The organism is Pseudomonas sp. NPDC099000, from assembly GCF_044759925.1.
Lineage (GTDB): Bacteria > Pseudomonadota > Gammaproteobacteria > Pseudomonadales > Pseudomonadaceae > Aquipseudomonas.
In genome coordinates, this window is record NZ_JBIWAF010000003.1 from 347,288 (window position 1) to 367,126 (window position 19,839).

A 19,839-nucleotide genomic window follows, 5' to 3' on the forward strand; every position below is an offset into this window, starting at 1 on the left:
ATGTGAGTCAATTTTTCCAGATTCATCCGGAAAACCCGCAAGCGCGCCTGATCAAACAGGCTGTCGAGATCATCCGCAACGGCGGGGTGGTGATTTATCCCACAGACTCGTCCTACGCCATTGGTTGCCAGATCGGCGACAAGAATGCCGTGGATCGCGTGCGCCGTTTGCGCGGGCTGGACGACAAGCACAACTTCGCGCTGATTTGCAGCGACCTGTCGCAATTGGGGGTGTTCGCCAAAATCGACACCGGCACCTTCCGCTTGCTCAAGGCGCACCTGCCGGGGCCTTACACCTTCATCCTCAACGCCACCCGCGAAGTCCCGCGGCTGTTGTTGCACCCGAAAAAACGCACCATCGGCCTGCGGGTGCCGAGCCATCCGATTGCCCTGGCGCTGCTGGAAGAACTCGGCGAGCCCTTGATGAGCGTGACCCTGATCATGCCCGGCGACACCGACCCGATGAGCGATCCTTACGAAATGCGCCAATTGCTTGAGCATCAGGTCGACCTGATCATCGACGGCGGTTTCGGCGGGATCAAGGCGTCCACCGTGATCAACCTCGCCGACGGCGAACCGGAAGTGATCCGCGTCGGTTGCGGCGACCCTGCGCCGTTCATGGCCGAGGCGTAGATGTCTGCAGTAGAACCCGTTGTCGACAGTCAGGCCGGCGCCCAGCAAGAGCTGCCCTTCGCCATGGTCTATGGCCAGGCGGTCATGGAAATGCCGCTGGACCTGTACATCCCGCCGGATGCGCTCGAGGTGTTTCTCGAAGCCTTCGAAGGCCCCCTCGACCTGCTGCTGTACCTGATCCGCAAACAGAACATCAACATCCTCGACATCCCGGTGGCGGAAATCACTCGCCAGTACATGGGTTATGTCGAACTGATGCAGTCGGTGCGCCTGGAACTGGCCGCCGAGTACCTGGTGATGGCCGCGATGCTGGCCGAGATCAAGTCGCGGATGCTGTTGCCGCGCGCCGAAACCATCGAAGACGAAGAAGACGACCCACGCGCTGAACTGATCCGCCGCTTGCAAGAGTACGAACGCTTCAAGGCCGCAGCCGAAGGCATCGATGGCCTGAGCCGTGTGGGTCGTGATGTTGTGGTGCCCAAGCTGGATGCCCCGGAGGCCCGGGCGCGCAAGTTGTTGCCGGACGTGCGTTTGTCTGAGTTGCTGTTGTCTATGGCCGAGGTCCTGCGCCGGGGCGACATGTTCGAAAGCCACCAGGTCAGCCGCGAGGCGCTGTCCACCCGCGAACGCATGAGCGATGTGCTGGAGCGGCTCAAGGGCGGCGGTTTCGTGCCCTTTGTCGAGCTGTTTACCGCTGAAGAAGGACGCTTGGGGGTGGTAGTGACCTTTATGGCGATCCTCGAACTGGTCAAGGAATCTTTGGTCGAGCTGGTGCAGAATGAGCCGTTCGCGGCGATCCACGTGCGAGCCCGAGCCGAATAACGAGTTGAATCATGAACCTGACTGAACCCCGCGAGCTGGCGCCATTGCTTGAAGCCTTTCTGTTGGCCTCGGGAAAACCGCAATCGCTTGAACGCCTGTTCGAACTCTTCGAAGAAGGTGAGCGACCAGAGCCGCCGGTCTTCAAGAAAGCCCTGACGATTCTGGCCAAGTCCTGCGACGGTCGCGCCTTCGAGCTGAAGGAAGTGGCCTCCGGGTATCGCCTGCAGATCCGCGAAAAATTCTCGCCGTGGGTAGGCCGCTTGTGGGAAGAGCGCCCGCAGCGTTATTCCCGCGCCATGCTAGAAACCATCGCCCTGATCGCTTATCGCCAGCCGATCACCCGGGGCGAGATCGAGGACGTGCGGGGCGTGGCGGTCAACAGTCACATCGTCAAGACCCTGCTGGAGCGCGAGTGGATCCGCATCGTCGGTTATCGCGACGTGCCCGGCAAACCGGCGATGTTCGCCACCACCAAGGCGTTTCTAGATCACTTCAACCTGAAGAACCTCGACGATTTGCCTCCGCTGGCTGAGTTGCGAGAGCTGGAGCCTGATCCGGTGCTCGACTTCGATGACGCGCCGGTGCCGGCAGGCTTGCAGGAACTGGCCGATGCCAGCGCCGAACCGGAAGAGCCCAAGGAGGAGACCAGTTTCCATACGCTGTTGCTGGAGCTGGACAACATGGAGGAAGGGATCAAGACCGACTTTGATGACATCTTGCGCGATAGCGCGGTGACGGAATCCGAAGAGGTGCTGGAGCTGTCGGAGACGGAAATCGAAGTTGAACTTCACGTTGAGCCAGAAGCCACAGTCGAAGAAGAACCGGAAGAAGAGCTAGAGGATGACGTGCTTGGCGTCGCCGAAGCCCGCGAGAAACTCTTGGCCGCTGTCGCCGCTCTCGAGCAGCCAAAACCCGAGCCCGAATTGAGCGACGAAGAAGCCGAAGCCCGCGCCCTGGCCGAAGCAATCGAAGCCGAACGCCGCGAATTCGACGACTGAGCCGGATCTTGTGGACGCCGAATCCCCCTGTGGGAGTGAGCCTGCTCGCGATAGCGGTGGGTCAGGCAACAATGATGTCGACTGACACTCCCTCTTCGCGAGCAGGCTCGCTCCTACAGGGGGTTTGTGTGGCCTGGAGTATTTGATGAGTTCTACCAAAGACCCCTGCATCAGCGTCTGCAAATTCACCGACGGCATCTGCCTCGGCTGCGGTCGCAGCAAGCGTGAGATCAAGGTCTGGAAGAAACTCGACAAGGCTGACAAGCGCACGGTGCTCGCGGAGTCGGCGCTCAGGTTGATCAAACTCGGCGGCGCCGTTCGGCGTAAAAGCAAATAAGCAGGCAATCATCAGCTAGTCTCTGATGCGCGAACGCTCCCATGAGCGTATGATTCGCGACCCTTCGGCGATCCCTACGCCAAGTGACTAGATTTACATCGCTTCAGGCAAAGCCTGAACAGACCACACCGGGAGGTGCCCAGATGAGTATCAACGACCAGAAAGACGACCAGGAAATCGGCCCAGCAGGCGAAAAACTGCAGAAAGTCCTCGCCCGTATCGGCGTCGGCTCGCGCCGTGACGTAGAAGCCTGGATCAGCCACGGCCGCATCAAGGTCAATGGCAAAGACGCCACCCTTGGGCAGCGTGTCGACATGCACGACGCCATCACCATTGATGGCAAGGTGATCAAGCGCGAAGAGGCCGCCGAGTCGGTCCGCCGCGTGATCATGTACAACAAGCCCGACGGTGAAATCTGCACCCGCCTTGATCCGGAAGGCCGTCCGACCGTTTTCGACAAGATGCCGCGCCCGAAAGAAGGTCGCTGGATCAACATCGGTCGTCTGGACATCAACACCACCGGCCTGCTGATGTTCACCACCGACGGTGAGTTGGCCAACCGCCTGATGCACCCGTCCTACGAAATGGACCGTGAATACGCGGTACGTGTGCGTGGCGAAGTCGATGACGAGATGATCGAGCGCCTGAAAGCAGGCGTCGTCCTCGAAGACGGCCCGGCCAAGTTCACCGACATCAAGCAAGCGCCAGGTGGCGAAGGTTTCAACCACTGGTACCACTGCGTGGTGATGGAAGGTCGCAACCGCGAAGTTCGTCGTCTGTGGGAATCCCAGGGCCTGGTGGTCAGCCGACTGAAGCGCGTGCGTTTCGGTCCGGTGTTCCTCAACTCCGACCTGCCGATGGGCCGCTGGCGCGAAATGAGCCAGTACGAAGTCGACATTCTGAGTGCTGAAGTCGGCCTGACGCCTGTGGCCATGCCGCAGATGAACGCCAAGAGCAAAGACAAGCTCGACCGCATGCAGCGTAAATCGTCGCGTCCAATGGGCAAGACCGAGCGCGTGCGTTCGTTGCGTCCAGCCATCGGTAACCAGACCGCTGCTACGCCGCGTGATACCCGCGAACCGCATATTGAAGGCGAGCGTCCAGCCCGCAAGCCAGCAGCACCTCGTGCTGATGGCGAGCGTGGTCCACGCACGCCGCGTCCGGCCAACGGTCGCACCGAGCGCGGCGAAGGCCGTGGTGCGCCAAGCGGTGGTCGTAGCGATCGCGGTGCCCCTGCTGGTCGCGGTACGCCAGTGGCAGACCGTCCGGCCGACACCAAGCGTCCGGCGAAGGCACCGGCGAAGAAGCGCCCAGGCATCGTTCTGGTCGACAAGGATGCGCCATCGGGCAAACGCCGTGGTGCGCCAGCGGGTTCGGGCCAGCGTCCGGGCTTTGGTCGTCGCAAGCCTGAGTAATCGGTAAGCGCCGCATAAAAAACGCCAACCCTCGGGTTGGCGTTTTTTTTGGTCTGGCTGATCGTTCCCACGCTCCGCGTGGGAATGCCTCAAGGGACGCTCCGCGTTCCAATGGGACGCAGAGCGTCCCGGGCTGCATTCCCACGCGGAGCGTGGGAACGATCAGCTAAAACACAAACCGCCCATCAAACACCGGCTCATCATCCAGCGCCAACACCCCGCTGGAGAAGATCAGGTCCAGATGATGGCTGCCCTTGGCCCCACCACCCAACCCCAGGTGCAGCCCGCAATGGCGCTCCTCGAACCCGGCATTGCGCGCATACAGCGCCTTCACGCCTTCGTTGGTGCCAATCCCCAATTCCTCAATGCGCCGGTTCGACGGATTGGCCTCCAGGTACTTGTTGAAATCATGTTCCAGCCCCGGCACATCCGTGGCGATCTTGCGGATGGTCGAGTTCTCGATCCACAACTCCAGCGGCGAATCCAGCACCCCGTACTTGCGGGCAAACGGAATCGTGCTGAGGAACGTCCCCATGAACTTCACCTGGCCGTTAATCGCTTCGCTGTGCGTCGCGATTTCACCGGGCGCCAAGTCAAAGTTGCCGACTCCGTTGATATCGGTCCACTTCTTGATGCTATGCATCGGCGTTTCGAACCATGAGCCGTGATCATCTTTGAAACTTAACGTTTTCGCGTGAGACATGCGCTGGATCAAGTGGCTGTTTAACCCGGCAATCCGCTGCGGGGTGACACTGAAGGTGTCGTAGAAGTAATCGCCGTAATCCTTGAACAGCAGCGACTTTCTCCAGTTCTCGGCCATCACGCCTTGCAGCGCGCGGACAAACTCCGGGCCGTCGGGGCGAGGGTTGGGCAGAGTGGAAGAGTCGTAGAAGAAAATGTACAGATCGCTGTCGGCAATCGCCTGGGCCAGCTTTTCGGTCGGTTCAAGATCCAGACGCATGGCGCTGAAACGGAAGGGCTGACTGTCACCGGCCTGTTCGGCGATGGCGCCGGTCAGTGCCTCGTAATCAGCGGTGTGGCCGAGCAAGACCTTCGCCGGATTGATGCCGGCAACGGCAGGGTGGTGTTCGAGGTAGTAAAGGAAATGCGAAATGGCACGTTGCTTATCCATGTAGTCCTCCCTGACAAACCGAGAAAAAGTGGCAGGCACAACCGGCCGGATCGTGCCTGCCGGGATGTCTTACAGAGGCCACATCGCCGTGCCGAACGGAACGACCGCATCGGCTTGCATCATTTCAACGGCGGCTTCATGGGTCGGTGCTTCAAACCAATCGTCCAGTTGCAGTTCAGTTTCCAAGTCTTTTTCAAGTGCTTGCATTGTGAATCTCCTAGATGACTTTTTCGGTAAGTGCAGCGGCGCGTTTTTCAGTCATTGAATAACCCGCCAACTTGTCGGTCGATGCGTCGCGGCAAGTCGCTGAGAAACTAGTCCAGAGGTTTTTAAATTGCAAAAAAATAATCAAAAAGTTTTATTTGAACTTTTTATTCTGTTTTTTGACGGGGCTTTTATCGATAAAAAACAAAAAACTAACTCGGCCTTTTCCTTAGGAAGCTTCCTACCGTCAATTTGCAGTCGTCTTACGGATTGATCTGATTTGGAAAATATGCGTTACAGCTTGTAAAGAAAAGCTGACGGAGTTGAGCCTAAAAGCCCTTGGATTGACGCTTGCGGAAGGGGTGTAAGGAAAACCTTCCGTAAACGAATCGGTCGCTGATCCTGCAAGGCTCTGGTCCGCTTGTTTCAGCGGCGCAGGAAGGGTGAGATGCGCTCCATGCCTGTCGTGCAGGTGCATAACAAGAAGGAGGCGCAATGTACGCCGTGACTCATCTCCACTTCTCCCCGGAGGGCGATTTTCCCGTCGCCCTTATCGAAGACCCGCAAAGGTCTGACCCAGTTTTTGCAGCCGCCCGAGACCCTCGGGGCGGACACAGGCAATCCCGGCAAACGACACGCTGATCCAGCGGTGTCTGGCAGCAGGGGGTTACAGGTGTACAATGCGCCGCGTTTTAACTGTGACCTCCTGCGCATCTGCGCAAACCTCAAGGCTATCCGTCTTGTTCACTCCGCCGCGCCACAAGCGTGTCGGGTTCGATTTCGTCACAGATAAAAACAAACAGGTGACGCATGACCGTTGTAAAAACGCTGAACTCCTTTTGCCTTCGCTGGGGTTTGATCGGCGCTGCTTGAAATCGCACCCGAGCAGCAACGTCTAACGAACATCATCAAACCTTGCGTGAGACCCTTTTCATGAGTGGACAAAACTCGCATTCAGGCGAGCTGAAACGCGGCCTGAAAAATCGCCATATCCAACTGATCGCCCTCGGTGGCGCGATCGGTACCGGGCTGTTCCTGGGCTCGGCCGGCGTACTGAAATCTGCCGGCCCGTCGATGATCCTCGGCTACGCCATCTGCGGCTTCATTGCGTTCATGATCATGCGCCAGCTCGGCGAAATGATTGTCGAAGAGCCGGTGGCCGGTTCCTTCAGCCACTTCGCCCACAAATACTGGGGCGGGTTCGCCGGCTTCCTGTCAGGCTGGAACTGCTGGATCCTATACATTCTGGTGGGCATGTCGGAGCTGACCGCGGTCGGCAAATACATCCACTACTGGGCGCCAGACATTCCGACCTGGGTCTCGGCCGCCGGCTTCTTTGTCCTGATCAACCTGATTAACCTGGCCAACGTCAAAGTCTTTGGCGAGGCCGAGTTCTGGTTCGCGATCATCAAGGTCGTGGCAATCGTCGGCATGATCGCGCTCGGCAGCTACCTGCTGGTCAGCGGCCATGGCGGCCCGCAAGCTTCGGTAACCAACCTGTGGGCCCACGGCGGCTTCTTCCCGAACGGGGTTAGCGGCCTGGTGATGGCCATGGCGATCATCATGTTCTCCTTTGGCGGCCTGGAAATGCTCGGTTTCACCGCAGCAGAAGCCGACAAGCCGAAAACCGTGATCCCGAAAGCCATCAACCAAGTGATCTACCGGATCCTGATTTTCTACATCGGTGCGTTGGTTATCCTGCTTTCGCTGACGCCATGGGACAGCCTGTTGGCGACCCTGAACGCGTCGGGTGATTCCTACAGCGGCAGCCCGTTCGTTCAAGTGTTCTCGATGCTTGGCAGTGACACCGCTGCGCACATCCTCAACTTCGTGGTCCTGACCGCGGCGCTGTCGGTGTACAACAGCGGCACCTACTGCAACAGCCGCATGCTGCTGGGCATGGCCGAGCAGGGCGATGCGCCGAAAGCCTTGGCGAAGATCGACAAGCGCGGCGTACCGGTGCGCTCGATCCTTGCTTCGGCGGCGGTGACATTGATTGCCGTATTGCTGAACTACCTGATCCCGCAAAACGCGCTGGAACTGTTGATGTCGCTGGTGGTTGCCACCCTGGTGATCAACTGGGCGATGATCAGCTTTTCGCACTTCAAGTTCCGCCAGCACATGAACAAGACCAAGCAGACGCCGCTGTTCAAGGCCTTTTGGTACCCGTACGGGAACTACATCTGCCTGGCGTTCGTGGTGTTCATTCTCGGCGTGATGCTGTTGATCCCTGGCATCCAGATCTCGGTGTATGCGATTCCGGTGTGGGTGGCGTTCATGTGGGTGTGCTACGGCATCAAGAACAAGCGCAGTGCTCAGCATGCATTGCAGGCGGCAAACGCGAAGTAAGCGCAGTATGCAGAAACAACAAGCCCGGCCATGTGCCGGGTTTGTTGTTTTCAGGCCTCACACAACCCCCCTGTAGGAGTGAGCCTGCTCGCGATAGCAGTGTGTCAGTCAACATCTTTGTTGCCTGACACGACCCCATCGCGAGCAGGCTCACTCCTACAGGGAGCGCATTCTTTCAGTTCATTCGCGGTATCCTGCGCGTTCTGAATACGGACGCTTTTCCATGCTGGTGATTTCCAACAATGTGCATCTACCGGATGCCGAGATCGAGTTGACGGCCATTCGCGCGCAAGGCGCCGGTGGGCAGAACGTCAACAAGGTCTCCAGCGCCGTGCACTTGCGCTTCGACATTCCGGCCTCGTCCTTGCCCGAGTTCTACAAGGAGCGGCTGCTGGCGCTGCGTGACAGTCGCATCACCAGCGAAGGGGTGCTGATCATCAAGGCCCAGCAATACCGCACGCAGGAGGCCAATCGCGCCGATGCGCTGGAGCGGTTGGTCGAGTTGATTCTCAGCGCTACCAAAGTCGAGAAGAAGCGCCGCCCGACCAAGCCGACCCTCGGTTCGAAGAAGCGTCGGCTGGAATCGAAGACCAAGCGCGGCAGCATCAAGGCTGGACGCGGCAAGGTCGACTTCTAGCGGGCGTCGCGCTCTTCGCGATACTTAGGCGCTTGTCGGTACAGATAAACGCTAAGCATCAAACCACTGAGCGCAGCGATGGCAGCAAACAGGAAGATCGAGGCAAAGCCAAACCCGGCAGCAATGGCACCGGCCAACGGCCCGGTAATCCCCAGCGACAAATCGATGAACAACGAATAGGCCCCGACCGCCGCGCCACGGCTTGAGGCCGGCACCAGGTTGACCGCTTCCACGCCCAGCGCCGGGAATACCAGCGAGAAGCCGAAACCGCTCAGTGCCGCACCGGCCAGTGCCCAATGAGCATCCGGTGCCAGCCACAGCAGCAACAGCCCCAGGGTTTCCACCGCTAGGCAGGCAATCGCCACGCGAAAGCCGCCGAGGCGGTTGATCAGGTTGCCGAACAGCAGCCGCGCACCGATGAAGCTGGCGCCGAACAAGCTCAGGCACAGCACCGCGTTGTCCCAGTGTTGCGTGGCGTAATACAGGGTGATGAAAGTGGCGATGGTGCCGAATCCGATCGAGCCCAAGGCCAGGCCGCAACCATGGGGCAGCACCCGTCCCAGCACATGCATGAACGGCAGCCGTTCACCGACCACAATCGGCGCGGCGGTTTTCGGCCAGGCCAGCGCCAAGCCAAGGACCGCGAGCAGCACGATGCTCACACCCATGCTCCACAAGCCCAGTTGACTGACCAGCAACACGCCCAACGGCGCGCCGACCGCCAGTGCGCCGTAACTGGCGATGCCGTTCCATGAGATGACTTTGGCGGTGTTCGCAGCACCGACCCGGCCGATGCCCCAGCCAATCGAGCCGGAGCCGACCAGGCTTTCTGCGCTGCCGAGCACCAGACGGCCGATCAACAGGCTGATCAGGCTCAGCATCGGCAGGCTCTGGGTCCAGGCCGAAATCAACATGAACACGCCGCTCAAACCGCAACCGGCGAGACCGTACATCACCGCGAGTTTGCTGCCCTTGTTGTCGATGATTTTCCCGGCATAAGGGCGGCTGAGCAGGGTGGCCAGGTATTGCACGCTGATCACCAGTCCGGCGATCACGGCGCCGAAGCCGAGGTCGCTGTGGACGTAGCCGGGCAATACGGCGAGGGGAATGCCGATGTTCAGGTAGCCGATGAAGGTAAAGAGAACGATGGAAACGACTTGCAGCGTGACCGCCAGGGGGCGCTGGTTATCAGACATGGGTAAAGGTCCACGGGAAAGCAGGATAGATAGGCTGCTTATGATAGCGGCACGAGCGGACGTGGGGCGTGAAAAAGTAAAACTATTTGCCGGGCGGGGGTTATTCAGGGTTCTGCGGGGCGACCAGTTGCGTCGTGACCAGGGCAGCCAGAGCGTTTTCTTCGGTGCCGAAACGGGCGAGTAACGCGGCTTGTTTCTCGGGGGAGAGGCGATTCCAGATCTCGATCATCTTCTCGGCGGTGCCGATCAGGACGCTGGCCTGGGTGTCAGTGAAATCATCGGTCATGGTGCGAGGCTCGGGGTTCAGGCGGTGTGGAAAGCGCATGTTAGCGCTTTCCACACGGTCTGGCATTGCAGGTGTTTCAGTCTTCGCTGTCGGCCTGGCGGCGTTCAGTGGCTTCTTTCGGCTCGGGCTGTTGGGCACCGGCTTGTTGCGTGGTTGTCTGCTCAGTTTCGTGCAGGCTTGGGAAGGGGAGATTAGGGATCTCGTGCATGTTTCGCGCTCCTCGCAAAGTCTGTTGATAGATCTGGTAGATCCGCGCTTTTAAAAAGCTTGGGCAGGATACAGCAGGAGAAATGACAAATAGACTTTTATATCCATTTGTTTCGACGGATGGAGTTGTCTAGACAGGTCAGTAGCAGTGACGGGGATGATCGTTCCCACGCTCTACGTGGGAATGCCTCAATGGACGCTCCGCGTCCGCTTTTGGGGCGCAGAGCGTCCCGGGATGCATTCCCACGCGGAGCGTGGGAACGATCAGTGGAGGGCGGGTTTATTTGCAGACTTCGGCGATGGCCTGGGCCAGCAGATCAAGGCGGGTTGCATCGATCCCGGCCACGTTCGCCCTGCCGGTACCGACCATGTAAACGCTGTGATGATCACGCAGTTGTTTCACTTGCTCCGGCGACAGGCCGGTGTAGGAAAACATCCCGCGTTGCACACCGATATGCGCAAAACGCTCACGCAAACCATGGGGCTCAAGCGCTTCCACCAGACCGCTGCGCAGTTGCGCGATACGCAAACGCATGGCTTCCACTTCGTCGGCCCAGAGGCTTTTCAGCTCGGGATCGCCAAGAATCGTCGCCACCACGGCAGCACCATGATCCGGCGGCGTCGACCACAGGTTACGGGCGATGTTCGCCAGTTGGCTGCGGATATCCACCAGCTTCTCAGCGGTTTTCGCACAGACAATCAACGCACCCGTGCGATCGCGATACAGCCCGAAATTCTTCGAGCAGGAACTGGTGATCAACACTTCCGGCAACTCGGCCGCGAACAGCCGCGTCGACCACGCATCTTGTTCCAGGCCATCGCCGAAGCCTTGGTAGGCAAAGTCAATCAGCGGCACCAGATCGCGGCTGCGCACCACGTCCAGCACTCGGCGCCAGTCGTCATGGGACAGATCGAAGCCGGTCGGGTTGTGGCAGCAGGCGTGCAGCAACACCACATCGCCCTTCGGCGCTTCCTTGAGGACGGCGAGCATGGCTTCGACGTCGAGGCGGTTATCGCTGCCGACGTAGGGGTAATGACTGACCTTGACCCCGGCCGCCGCGAAGATGGTTTCATGAATCGGCCAGGTCGGGTTGCTCAACCACACGCCACGGCCCGGTAGGCACTGGGCGATGAAGTCGGCGCTCAGGCGCAGTGCGCCGGTGCCGCCCGGTGTCTGGGTAGCGCCGGCCCGTTGTTCGGCGATCAGCGGGGAGTCGCCGCCGAGCACCAGCTCATTGATCGCCTTGCCGAACGCCGGTTCGCCGTGGCCACCGATGTAGGTCTTGGTGGTTTGGCGATCCACCAGCCGTTGCTCGGCGAGCTTTACGGACTGGGGAATCGGCGTCAGGCCCTGGGCATCTTTATAGACACCCACGCCAAGGTCGAATTTGCGCGGGTTCGGGTCCTGCGCATAGGCCTCCATCAGGCCGAGAATCGGGTCGCCGGGAACTCGACCTATGGCGTCGAAATGCATTACTTGCGGCCCTCGGCGTCCTTGGCCACTTCGTCAGTGCGGGCGGCCATGATGAAATCGTTGCGGTGCAGACCCTTGATGGAGTGGCTCCACCAGGTCACGGTGACCTTGCCCCACTCGGTCAGCAGGCCTGGGTGGTGACCTTCTGCCTCGGAAATTTCACCGACGGCGTTGGTGAATGCCAGGGCGTGCTTGAAATTCTTGAACAGGAAAACTTTTTCCAGCTGCATCACGCTGTCGCGTACTTCGATGTTCCAGTCCGGGATCTGCTTGATCAGGACCGGCAGTTCTTCGTCGCTGACCTGAGGGGCATCGGCGCGGCAGGCTTCGCAGTGGGCTTGGTTCAATGTGGACATGATGGGTTCCTGAAATCGAATTGTTGGAAATCGGCCGTCAGTCTCACCACGCTAAACCAAAGCGTCGGTTCCTGACAGGCTCACTTGATTCTAAAAGCAGCGGATCACGCGGCTTTTTTGGGCGGAAATTTAGGCGCGTGCAAGCCGAGCTGCATGCCTTGCTTGACCATGGCCATGATGTCTTCATGCGCCACATCAAACAGACGCTTGAGGTTCGGCAGGACAAAGTACAGCGGTTGCAGGATGTCGATGCGATACGGCGTGCGCATGCATTCCAGCGGATCGAAGGCCTGATGTTCAGGTTCGTCCGACAGGCAGTAAACGGTTTCTTTCGGCGAGGAGAGAATGCCGCCGCCGTAAATGCGCAGGCCTTCTGGTGTATCGACCAGGCCGAACTCGATGGTCATCCAGTACAGACGCGCCAGGTACACGCGTTCTTCCTTGGTGGCCTGTAGGCCGAGTTTGCCGTAAGTGTGGGTAAATTCAGCAAACCAGGGGTTGGTCAGCAGCGGACAGTGGCCAAAGATCTCGTGGAAAATGTCCGGCTCTTGCAGGTAATCCAGCTCTTCGCGGGTACGAATAAACGTCGCCACCGGAAACTGTTTATTGGCCAGCAATTCGAAAAAGGTCTGGAAGGGGATCAGCGCCGGGACGCGGGCGACTTGCCAACCGGTGGTTTCACCGAGGACTTTATTGATCTCGCCGAGTTGAGGAATGCGGTCGTGGGGCAGACCGAGTTTTTCGATACCGTCCAGGTATTCCTGGCACGCACGCCCCTCGATCACTTTCAGTTGACGAGTAATCAGCGTGTTCCACACCGCGTGTTCTTCAGCGGGGTAGTCGATAAAACCTTGCGCATCGGGCTCGCGAGCCACGTATTGCGTCTGCTTCATGCTGCTCTCCTGCTAGGGGATTTCGTTCTTGTTATGTGCTGCTATGGACTTAGAAATACTCCAAGGCGTGCGGTGTTGCAGCAGGTGATCGCTGACATGCGTAGGAAAAATCGTCGTTTTTCGTAAAGTATTCGTTACGGTTTGGCGCCTATCACGCAGCTATTGAGATTTGCGGGTTTGAAACGGCGCACAGGTGTCACATAATCTTGACGACTAAGTTTGCGCCTGCGCAGAAAAATCCTCGCTCAGGCCCTCGATCACTCCAGTTTCGGGCCTTTATATGCGTATCAAAGTCCACTGCCAGAACCGCATCGGCATCTTGCGCGACATTCTCAACTTGCTGGTCGAGTACGGGATCAACGTTGCTCGCGGCGAGGTCGGCGGTGAGCATGGCAATGCGATCTACCTGCACTGCCCGAATCTGATCAACATTCAGTTCCAGGCGTTGCGTCCGAAATTCGAGTCGATCGCCGGGGTGTTTGGCGTCAAGCGTGTAGGGCTGATGCCCAGCGAGCGTCGGCACATGGAACTCAATGCCTTGCTCGGCGCATTGGAGTTTCCGGTGCTGTCGATCGACATGGGCGGCTCCATCGTCGCGGCCAACCGTGCGGCGGCGCAGTTGCTGGGAGTGCGGGTCGATGAGGTGCCGGGGATTCCGTTGTCGCGTTACGCCGAGGATTTCGACCTGCCGGAACTGGTGCGCGCCAACAAGTCGCGGATCAACGGCTTGCGGGTCAAGGTCAAGGGTGATGTGTTTCTCGCCGACATCGCGCCGCTGCAATCGGAGCATGACGACAGCGAAGCCATGGCCGGCGCGGTGTTGACGTTGCACCGGGCGGATCGGGTCGGCGAGCGCATCTATAACGTGCGCAAACAGGAGCTGCGCGGGTTCGACAGCATCTTCCAAAGCTCCAAGGTCATGGCGGCGGTGGTGCGCGAGGCCCGACGCATGGCGCCGCTGGATGCGCCGCTATTGATAGAAGGCGAAACCGGCACCGGTAAGGAATTGTTGGCGCGTGCCTGTCACTTGGCGAGCCCTCGCGGCCAGTCACCCTTGATGGCACTCAACTGCGCCGGTCTGCCGGAATCGATGGCCGAGACTGAGTTGTTCGGTTATGGCCCCGGTGCTTTCGAAGGGGCCCGGGCCGAAGGCAAGCTCGGGCTGCTGGAACTGACGGCGGGCGGTACGCTGTTTCTCGATGGCGTCGGGGAAATGAGCCCGCGCTTGCAGGTGAAATTGCTGCGCTTCCTGCAGGACGGATGCTTCCGTCGTGTAGGCAGTGATGAAGAGGTCTATCTGGATGTGCGGGTGATCTGCGCGACGCAGGTGGACTTGTCTGAGTTGTGCGCGCGCGGTGAGTTTCGCCAGGATCTGTATCACCGCTTGAATGTGCTGTCGCTGCACATACCGCCGCTGCGTGAATGCCTCGACGGTTTGACGCCGCTGGTGGAGCACTTCCTCGATCAGGCCAGCCGGCAGATCGGTTGCCCGCTGCCGAAACTGGCGCCGGCGGCGATGGAGCGGCTCAGTCATTACCATTGGCCGGGCAATGTCCGGCAGTTGGAGAACGTGCTGTTCCAAGCGGTTTCCCTGTGCGAGGGCGGGACGGTGAAGGCAGAGCACATTCGCTTGCCGGATTACGGCGTGCGTCAGCCGCTTGGCGATTTCTCCCTCGAGGGTGGGCTGGATGCGATTGTCGGGCGCTTTGAGAAAGCGGTACTGGAGCGGTTGTATTCCGAGCACCCGAGCAGTCGGCAGCTGGGCAAGCGGTTGGGGGTTTCGCATACGACCATTGCCAACAAGTTGCGCGAGTATGAAGTCGGCAAAGAACCCGGCGCATAAGTACATGATCGTTCCCACGCTCCGCGTGGGAATGCATCCCGGGACGCTCCGCGTCCCAAAGCGGACGCAGAGCTTCCATTGAGGCATTCCCACGCAGAGCGTGGGAACGATCAGGGTCAAGGCTGATCCTTGCCACCAAACGGCATAACACCGCCGGTTTTTCGTCTCCGATACATTCCCCCAATCCCCGCAAAACCCCTCAAGTCCTTTGTTTGCCGGGCCTCGCGCCGTCAGAAAAAAGTTGGTCTGTAAATTGCTTATCGCTCAGCAGTACAGCGGTGGGCGGCAAACGTCCGGCATGCAGAGGAAAGAGCGTGGATAAGTACCTTTATGTGGCAATGACCGGCGCCAGCCAGAATGCACTGGCGCAGAAGGCTCATGCCAACAACCTGGCAAACATCTCCACCAATGGTTTTCAGAAGGACCTGGAACAGGCCCGTTCGATGCCGGTGTTTGGTGACAGCTTTCCGGCGCGTGCGTTTGCCATGACCGAGCGTCCGGCCACCGACTTCTCGCCAGGTTCGCTGGTTGAAACCGGTCGCGACCTCGACGTCGCCGTGCAAGGCAATGGCTGGATCGCCGTGCAGACCCCCGATGGCGCTGAAAGCTACGTGCGCACCGGCAGCCTGAACGTGGACGCCCTGGGCGTCCTGCGTGCCGGCAACGGTATGCCGGTGATGGGCAATGGCGGACCGATCGCCGTGCCGCCCGAGCAGCAAATTGAAGTGGGCGAAGACGGCACCATCAGCATTCGCGCCATGGGCGAAGGCCCGCGCGTGATGGCTGAAGTCGACCGCATCAAACTGGTCAACCCTGACCTGAAGAACATGACCAAAGGCCTGGACGGTTCGATCCACACCAAGGACGGCAAGCCGGCGCAAGCCGATGCGGGCGTCAAACTGGTGTCCGGGTTCCTTGAGTCGAGCAACGTCAACGCCGTGGAAGAGATGACCTCGGTGCTGGCTTTGTCGAAGCAGTTCGAGCTGCACATCAAGATGATGAACACCGCCAAAGACGATGACCAGGCCATGGCTCGGGTCTTGCAGCCCCGCTACGACTCACAACGGCGCGCCCTAACACCGGCGCACGAGGAGCCTCGAATGCTTCCGGCTCTATGGGTTGCCAAAACAGGTCTGTCCGCCCAGGACACCAACCTGACGACCATTTCCAACAACCTGGCGAACGTGTCGACCACGGGTTTCAAACGTGACCGCGCCGAGTTCCAGGACTTGCTCTATCAGATCAAACGCCAGCCAGGCGCCCAGTCGACCCAGGACAGCGAACTGCCGTCGGGTCTGCAAGTGGGTACCGGTGTGCGCATCGTCGGCACCCAGAAAAACTTCACCGCCGGCAGCCTGCAAACCACCGAGCAGCCGCTGGACCTGGCCGTCGACGGTCGCGGTTTCTTCCAGATCCTGCAGCCGGACGGCACCACGTCTTACACTCGTGACGGTACGTTCCACCTCGACTCCAATGGCCAGATCGTCAACGCCAGCGGCTTCGCCCTGGAGCCGGCCATCGTCATTCCGAACGACGCGCAGACCTTCACGGTCGGTCGCGACGGCACCGTGTCCATCACCGTTCCGGGTAACCCGGCCAACCAGGTGATCGGCAACCTGCAAACCGCTGACTTCATCAACCCGGCCGGTCTGCAAGCCGTGGGGAACAACCTGTTCCTGGAAACCGCTGCCAGCGGCGCGCCGCAAATCGGCACCCCGGGCCTGAACGGTTTCGGTACCACGCTGCAGAACACCCTGGAAACGTCCAACGTCAGCACCGTTGAAGAGATGGTCAACATGATCACCACTCAGCGCGCTTACGAGATGAACTCCAAGGTGATCTCCACCGCCGACCAGATGCTCTCGTTCGTAACGCAGAATCTGTAATCAGTCTATGAGGCGACCATGAGGTCGCCTGCAACACCGTGAGGTAGGGTCATGAATCGCTTTGTATCTGTTCTGGCACTGAGTGGGGTCGTCGTGCTCGCGGGCTGCGTCGCTCCGCCGCCCAAGCCCAATGACCCTTACTACGCCCCGGTGTTGCCGCGCACGCCGCTGCCGGCTGCCGCCAATAACGGCTCGATCTACCAGGCCGGTTTTGAACAGAACCTGTACAGCGACCGCAAGGCGTTCCGGGTCGGTGACATCATCACCATCACCCTGAACGAACGCACCCAGGCCAGCAAGAACGCCAACTCGCAAATTGACAAGAACAGCAAGACCGACATCGGCCTGAGCTCGTTTTTCGGCGGTGGCCTGAGCACCAGCGATCCAGTGGGCAGCGGTAGTCTGAGCCTGGACGTCGGCTACGAAGGCGACCGCGCAACCAAGGGCGACAGCAAGTCCGGGCAGAGCAACAGCCTGACCGGCTCGATCACCGTGACTGTCGCTGACGTGCTGCCCAACGGCATCATCGCCGTGCGTGGCGAGAAGTGGCTGACGCTCAACACCGGTGATGAGCTGGTGCGGATTGCCGGCATGGTGCGCTCCGATGACATCGCCACTGACAACACCGTGTCGTCGACCCGCGTCGCCGATGCACGCATCACCTACTCGGGCACCGGTGCGTTTGCCGATGCGAGTCAGCCAGGCTGGTTCGACCGTTTCTTCCTCAGCCCGCTGTTCCCTTTCTAGGTGGCTACGTTGAATTTCAAGCATTTGATGGTGGCCGCCCTGATGCTCTCGGCTGCGTTCAACGCGCAAGCCGAGCGGCTGAAGGATATCGCCAGTATTTCCGGCGTTCGTTCCAACCAATTGATCGGTTACGGCCTGGTGGTCGGGCTTAACGGCACCGGCGACCAGACGACGCAAACCCCGTTCACCCTGCAGACCTTCAACAACATGCTCTCGCAGTTCGGCATCAAGGTGCCGCCGGGTTCGGGCAACGTGCAGTTGAAGAACGTCGCCGCCGTGTCGATCAGTGCTGATCTGCCGGCGTTCGCCAAGCCGGGTCAGCAGGTCGACATCACCGTTGCATCTATCGGTAACTCCAAGAGCCTGCGCGGCGGCACCTTGCTGCTGACGCCACTCAAAGGTATCGACGGCAACGTCTATGCGATTGCTCAGGGCAACCTGGTGGTTGGCGGTTTTGATGCTGAAGGTCGCGACGGTTCGAAGATCACCGTCAACGTTCCGTCGGCCGGTCGTATTCCGGGCGGTGCGTCGGTGGAGCGTTCGGTGCCGAGCGGTTTCAACCAGGGCAACAGCCTGACCCTGAACCTCAACCGTTCGGACTTCACCACTGCCAAGCGCATCGTCGACAAGATCAACAACATGCTCGGCCCTGGCGTGGCCCAGGCAATCGACGGCGGTTCGATTCGGGTCAGTGCGCCGCTCGATCCAAGTCAGCGCGTCGACTATCTGTCGATCCTCGAGAACCTCGAAGTCGACCCGGGTCAGGCGGTGGCGAAAGTCATCATCAACTCGCGCACCGGCACCATCGTGATCGGCCAGAACGTCAAGGTATCGCCAGCCGCTGTGACTCACGGCAGCCTGACGGTGACCATCACCGAAGACCCGATCGTCAGCCAGCCCGGCCCTCTGTCCAATGGCCAGACTGCCGTCGTGCCGCGCTCGCGGGTCAACGCCCAGCAAGAAGCCAAGCCAATGTTCAAGTTCGGCCCGGGCACCACCCTCGACGAAATCGTGCGTGCGGTGAACCAGGTCGGCGCGGCACCGGGTGACTTGATGGCGATCCTCGAAGCACTGAAGCAGGCCGGCGCGTTGCAAGCCGACCTGATCGTGATCTGAGGACAGCGACTATGGATATGCGCAAGGGCGGTCTGGGTGTGAGCAGCAACGATTCGGGGTCCTATTCGGACTTGAATCGCTTGAACCAGCTCAAGGTCGGCGACAAGGACAGTGACGCGAACATGCGCAAGGTGGCGCAGGAATTCGAGTCGCTGTTCCTCGGTGAAATGCTCAAGTCCATGCGCTCGGCCACCGAAGCGCTGGGCAAGGACAACCCGCTCAACACTCCGGCGGCAAAGCAATACCAGGAAATGTACGACCAGCAGTTGGCCGTTTCCATGTCCCGCGAAGGCGGCGGTATTGGTCTGGCAGACGTGCTGATGCGGCAAATGTCGAAGAACAAACCGTTGGCCCCGGGGGAGGCTGCGGCCTTGTCCGCCGCCAAGCAGGAGGCGGCGAAAGCGGCCGTGCCAACACCGATTGCTGCGGGCACCGTGGCCACCGATGGTCCGCTGTCGCGGCTCAATGGTCAGCGTCCGTTGTGGGCTTCGCGTTCGGTGAAAGCGCCGACAGGCGAGGGCACGCATCACAATGACATGGAACTGATCAATCAGCGCCGCCTGGCCTTGCCGCCGAAACTGGCCGATCGCTTGCTCGCCGGTCTGGTGCCTTCTGCAACGACCGCCGCTACAACCCCGAACAAAACCTTGCTGCCTGAACGCGCCGCGACTCCGGTTGTGACCGGTGCCGGCCCGCTATTCAATGGCGATTGGCTGGCCTCGCAAACCGAAAACAAATCGAGCGGACGTCTGCAGGTTTACGGTCGCGCGATGGCGCAGATTCCATTGGCGCCGCCGAAGAAAGCCTTCAGCTCCGCCGACGAATTCGTCAACACCATGCTACCGATGGCCAAGGAAGCCGCCGATCGTATCGGCGTCGATCCGCGTTACCTGGTGGCCCAGGCTGCCCTCGAAACCGGTTGGGGCAAATCGGTCATGCGAGCCCAGGATGGCAGCAGCAGTCACAACCTGTTCGGCATCAAGGCCAGCAGCAGTTGGAAGGGTGAATCGGCGCGAGCGATCACCAGCGAATTCAGGAATGGCGAGATGGTCAAGGAGACGGCGGAGTTCCGTTCCTACGACTCGTACAAAGACAGCTTCCATGACCTGGTGACTTTGCTGCAAACCAATAATCGCTATCAAGATGTTCTGAAGTCTGCCGATAACCCAGAACAGTTTGTACGCGAACTGCAGAAAGCCGGGTATGCAACCGACCCGGCCTACGCAAGCAAGATTTCGCAGATAGCCAAGCAGATGACGAGTTACCAAAACTACGCTGCGGCGGGCGCTTCCACTACGCCTCTATAGGC

General features: G+C 59.8%; 20 protein-coding genes and 1 pseudogene. 13 read left to right on the plus strand and 8 right to left on the minus strand.

The genetic code is table 11. The features are described from left to right. Positions 1–2 precede the first annotated feature (2 nt). The 5 genes from ACIQV9_RS06225 (at position 3) to rluB (ending at position 4,204) form a co-directional block, all read left to right on the plus strand. Positions 3–632: an L-threonylcarbamoyladenylate synthase gene (locus ACIQV9_RS06225; RefSeq protein ID WP_403099332.1), complete on the plus strand. Its 630-nt coding sequence runs from the start codon at positions 3–5 to the stop codon at positions 630–632. Next, on the plus strand, positions 633–1,454 hold the full coding sequence (locus tag ACIQV9_RS06230; protein WP_403099335.1) for a segregation and condensation protein A: 822 nt from the start codon (positions 633–635) through the stop codon (positions 1,452–1,454). Between the two features lie 11 nt (positions 1,455–1,465). Beyond that, positions 1,466–2,452, plus strand: a complete 987-nt coding sequence (gene scpB / locus ACIQV9_RS06235) for an SMC-Scp complex subunit ScpB (RefSeq protein WP_403099338.1) — start codon at positions 1,466–1,468, stop codon at positions 2,450–2,452. 145 nt (positions 2,453–2,597) lie between these two features. Then, on the plus strand, positions 2,598–2,789 hold the full coding sequence (locus tag ACIQV9_RS06240) for a DUF1289 domain-containing protein (RefSeq protein WP_403099341.1): 192 nt from the start codon (positions 2,598–2,600) through the stop codon (positions 2,787–2,789). A 143-nt stretch (positions 2,790–2,932) separates the two neighbouring features. Then, a complete protein-coding gene (rluB, locus tag ACIQV9_RS06245; protein ID WP_403099344.1) occupies positions 2,933–4,204 on the plus strand; it encodes a 23S rRNA pseudouridine(2605) synthase RluB in 1,272 nt (423 codons plus the stop codon). A gap of 166 nt (positions 4,205–4,370) precedes the next feature. On the opposite strand, the gene ACIQV9_RS06250 is transcribed toward rluB, so the two are convergent. Next, complete coding sequence (locus tag ACIQV9_RS06250) at positions 4,371–5,336, minus strand: leucyl aminopeptidase (protein ID WP_403099347.1); 966 nt, start codon at positions 5,334–5,336, stop codon at positions 4,371–4,373. A gap of 69 nt (positions 5,337–5,405) precedes the next feature. Continuing rightward, positions 5,406–5,543, minus strand: coding sequence for a hypothetical protein (locus tag ACIQV9_RS06255; protein WP_010461921.1), 138 nt, complete (start codon positions 5,541–5,543; stop codon positions 5,406–5,408). Between the two features lie 930 nt (positions 5,544–6,473). On the opposite strand from ACIQV9_RS06255, the gene ACIQV9_RS06260 reads away from it, so the two are divergent. Together ACIQV9_RS06260 and arfB are read left to right on the plus strand one after the other, a co-directional pair. Further along, positions 6,474–7,889, plus strand: a complete 1,416-nt coding sequence (locus ACIQV9_RS06260; protein ID WP_403099350.1) for an amino acid permease — start codon at positions 6,474–6,476, stop codon at positions 7,887–7,889. 223 nt (positions 7,890–8,112) lie between these two features. Further along, the gene (arfB, locus tag ACIQV9_RS06265; protein WP_401062846.1) at positions 8,113–8,526 is read left to right on the plus strand and encodes an alternative ribosome rescue aminoacyl-tRNA hydrolase ArfB; all 414 of its coding nucleotides are present in this window, start codon (positions 8,113–8,115) and stop codon (positions 8,524–8,526) included. Here the strand turns inward: arfB and ACIQV9_RS06270 are convergent. From ACIQV9_RS06270 to phhA, 6 genes are all read right to left on the minus strand, one after another. Beyond that, positions 8,523–9,722, minus strand: a complete 1,200-nt coding sequence (locus ACIQV9_RS06270; protein WP_403099355.1) for an MFS transporter — start codon at positions 9,720–9,722, stop codon at positions 8,523–8,525. The genes arfB and ACIQV9_RS06270 overlap by 4 nt on opposite strands. A 100-nt stretch (positions 9,723–9,822) precedes the next feature. Continuing rightward, a complete protein-coding gene (locus ACIQV9_RS06275) occupies positions 9,823–10,008 on the minus strand; it encodes a hypothetical protein (protein ID WP_403099572.1) in 186 nt (61 codons plus the stop codon). Between the two features lie 76 nt (positions 10,009–10,084). Continuing rightward, positions 10,085–10,216, minus strand: coding sequence for a hypothetical protein (locus ACIQV9_RS06280; RefSeq protein WP_010461912.1), 132 nt, complete (start codon positions 10,214–10,216; stop codon positions 10,085–10,087). 279 nt (positions 10,217–10,495) lie between these two features. Beyond that, positions 10,496–11,689: an amino acid aminotransferase gene (locus ACIQV9_RS06285; protein ID WP_403099358.1), complete on the minus strand. Its 1,194-nt coding sequence runs from the start codon at positions 11,687–11,689 to the stop codon at positions 10,496–10,498. Then, the gene (locus tag ACIQV9_RS06290; protein ID WP_008030478.1) at positions 11,689–12,045 is read right to left on the minus strand and encodes a 4a-hydroxytetrahydrobiopterin dehydratase; all 357 of its coding nucleotides are present in this window, start codon (positions 12,043–12,045) and stop codon (positions 11,689–11,691) included. The genes ACIQV9_RS06285 and ACIQV9_RS06290 overlap by 1 nt, the downstream gene beginning before the upstream one ends. Positions 12,046–12,149: 104 nt before the next feature. Further along, entirely contained in the window at positions 12,150–12,938 is a 789-nt protein-coding gene (gene phhA, locus ACIQV9_RS06295; RefSeq protein ID WP_010457022.1) for a phenylalanine 4-monooxygenase, read from the minus strand. Positions 12,939–13,218: 280 nt separating this feature from the next. On the opposite strand from phhA, the gene ACIQV9_RS06300 reads away from it, so the two are divergent. The 6 genes and pseudogenes from ACIQV9_RS06300 (at position 13,219) to flgJ (ending at position 19,837) form a co-directional block, all read left to right on the plus strand. Then, positions 13,219–14,781 (plus strand): sigma-54-dependent transcriptional regulator, encoded by a 1,563-nt coding sequence (locus ACIQV9_RS06300; RefSeq protein WP_109628548.1) that lies wholly within the window; start codon positions 13,219–13,221, stop codon positions 14,779–14,781. 314 nt (positions 14,782–15,095) lie between these two features. Beyond that, positions 15,096–15,827: pseudogene (locus ACIQV9_RS06305) on the plus strand (flagellar basal body rod protein FlgF); the annotation flags it as partial. A 54-nt stretch (positions 15,828–15,881) separates the two neighbouring features. Then, positions 15,882–16,667: a flagellar basal-body rod protein FlgG gene (flgG, locus tag ACIQV9_RS06310; protein ID WP_219097700.1), complete on the plus strand. Its 786-nt coding sequence runs from the start codon at positions 15,882–15,884 to the stop codon at positions 16,665–16,667. A gap of 51 nt (positions 16,668–16,718) precedes the next feature. Beyond that, on the plus strand, positions 16,719–17,414 hold the full coding sequence (flgH, locus tag ACIQV9_RS06315; RefSeq protein WP_403099363.1) for a flagellar basal body L-ring protein FlgH: 696 nt from the start codon (positions 16,719–16,721) through the stop codon (positions 17,412–17,414). A gap of 27 nt (positions 17,415–17,441) precedes the next feature. After that, positions 17,442–18,530, plus strand: coding sequence for a flagellar basal body P-ring protein FlgI (locus ACIQV9_RS06320; protein WP_403099574.1), 1,089 nt, complete (start codon positions 17,442–17,444; stop codon positions 18,528–18,530). An 11-nt stretch (positions 18,531–18,541) separates the two neighbouring features. Further along, a complete protein-coding gene (gene flgJ / locus ACIQV9_RS06325) occupies positions 18,542–19,837 on the plus strand; it encodes a flagellar assembly peptidoglycan hydrolase FlgJ (protein WP_403099366.1) in 1,296 nt (431 codons plus the stop codon). The last annotated feature ends 2 nt before the right edge of the window (positions 19,838–19,839 follow it).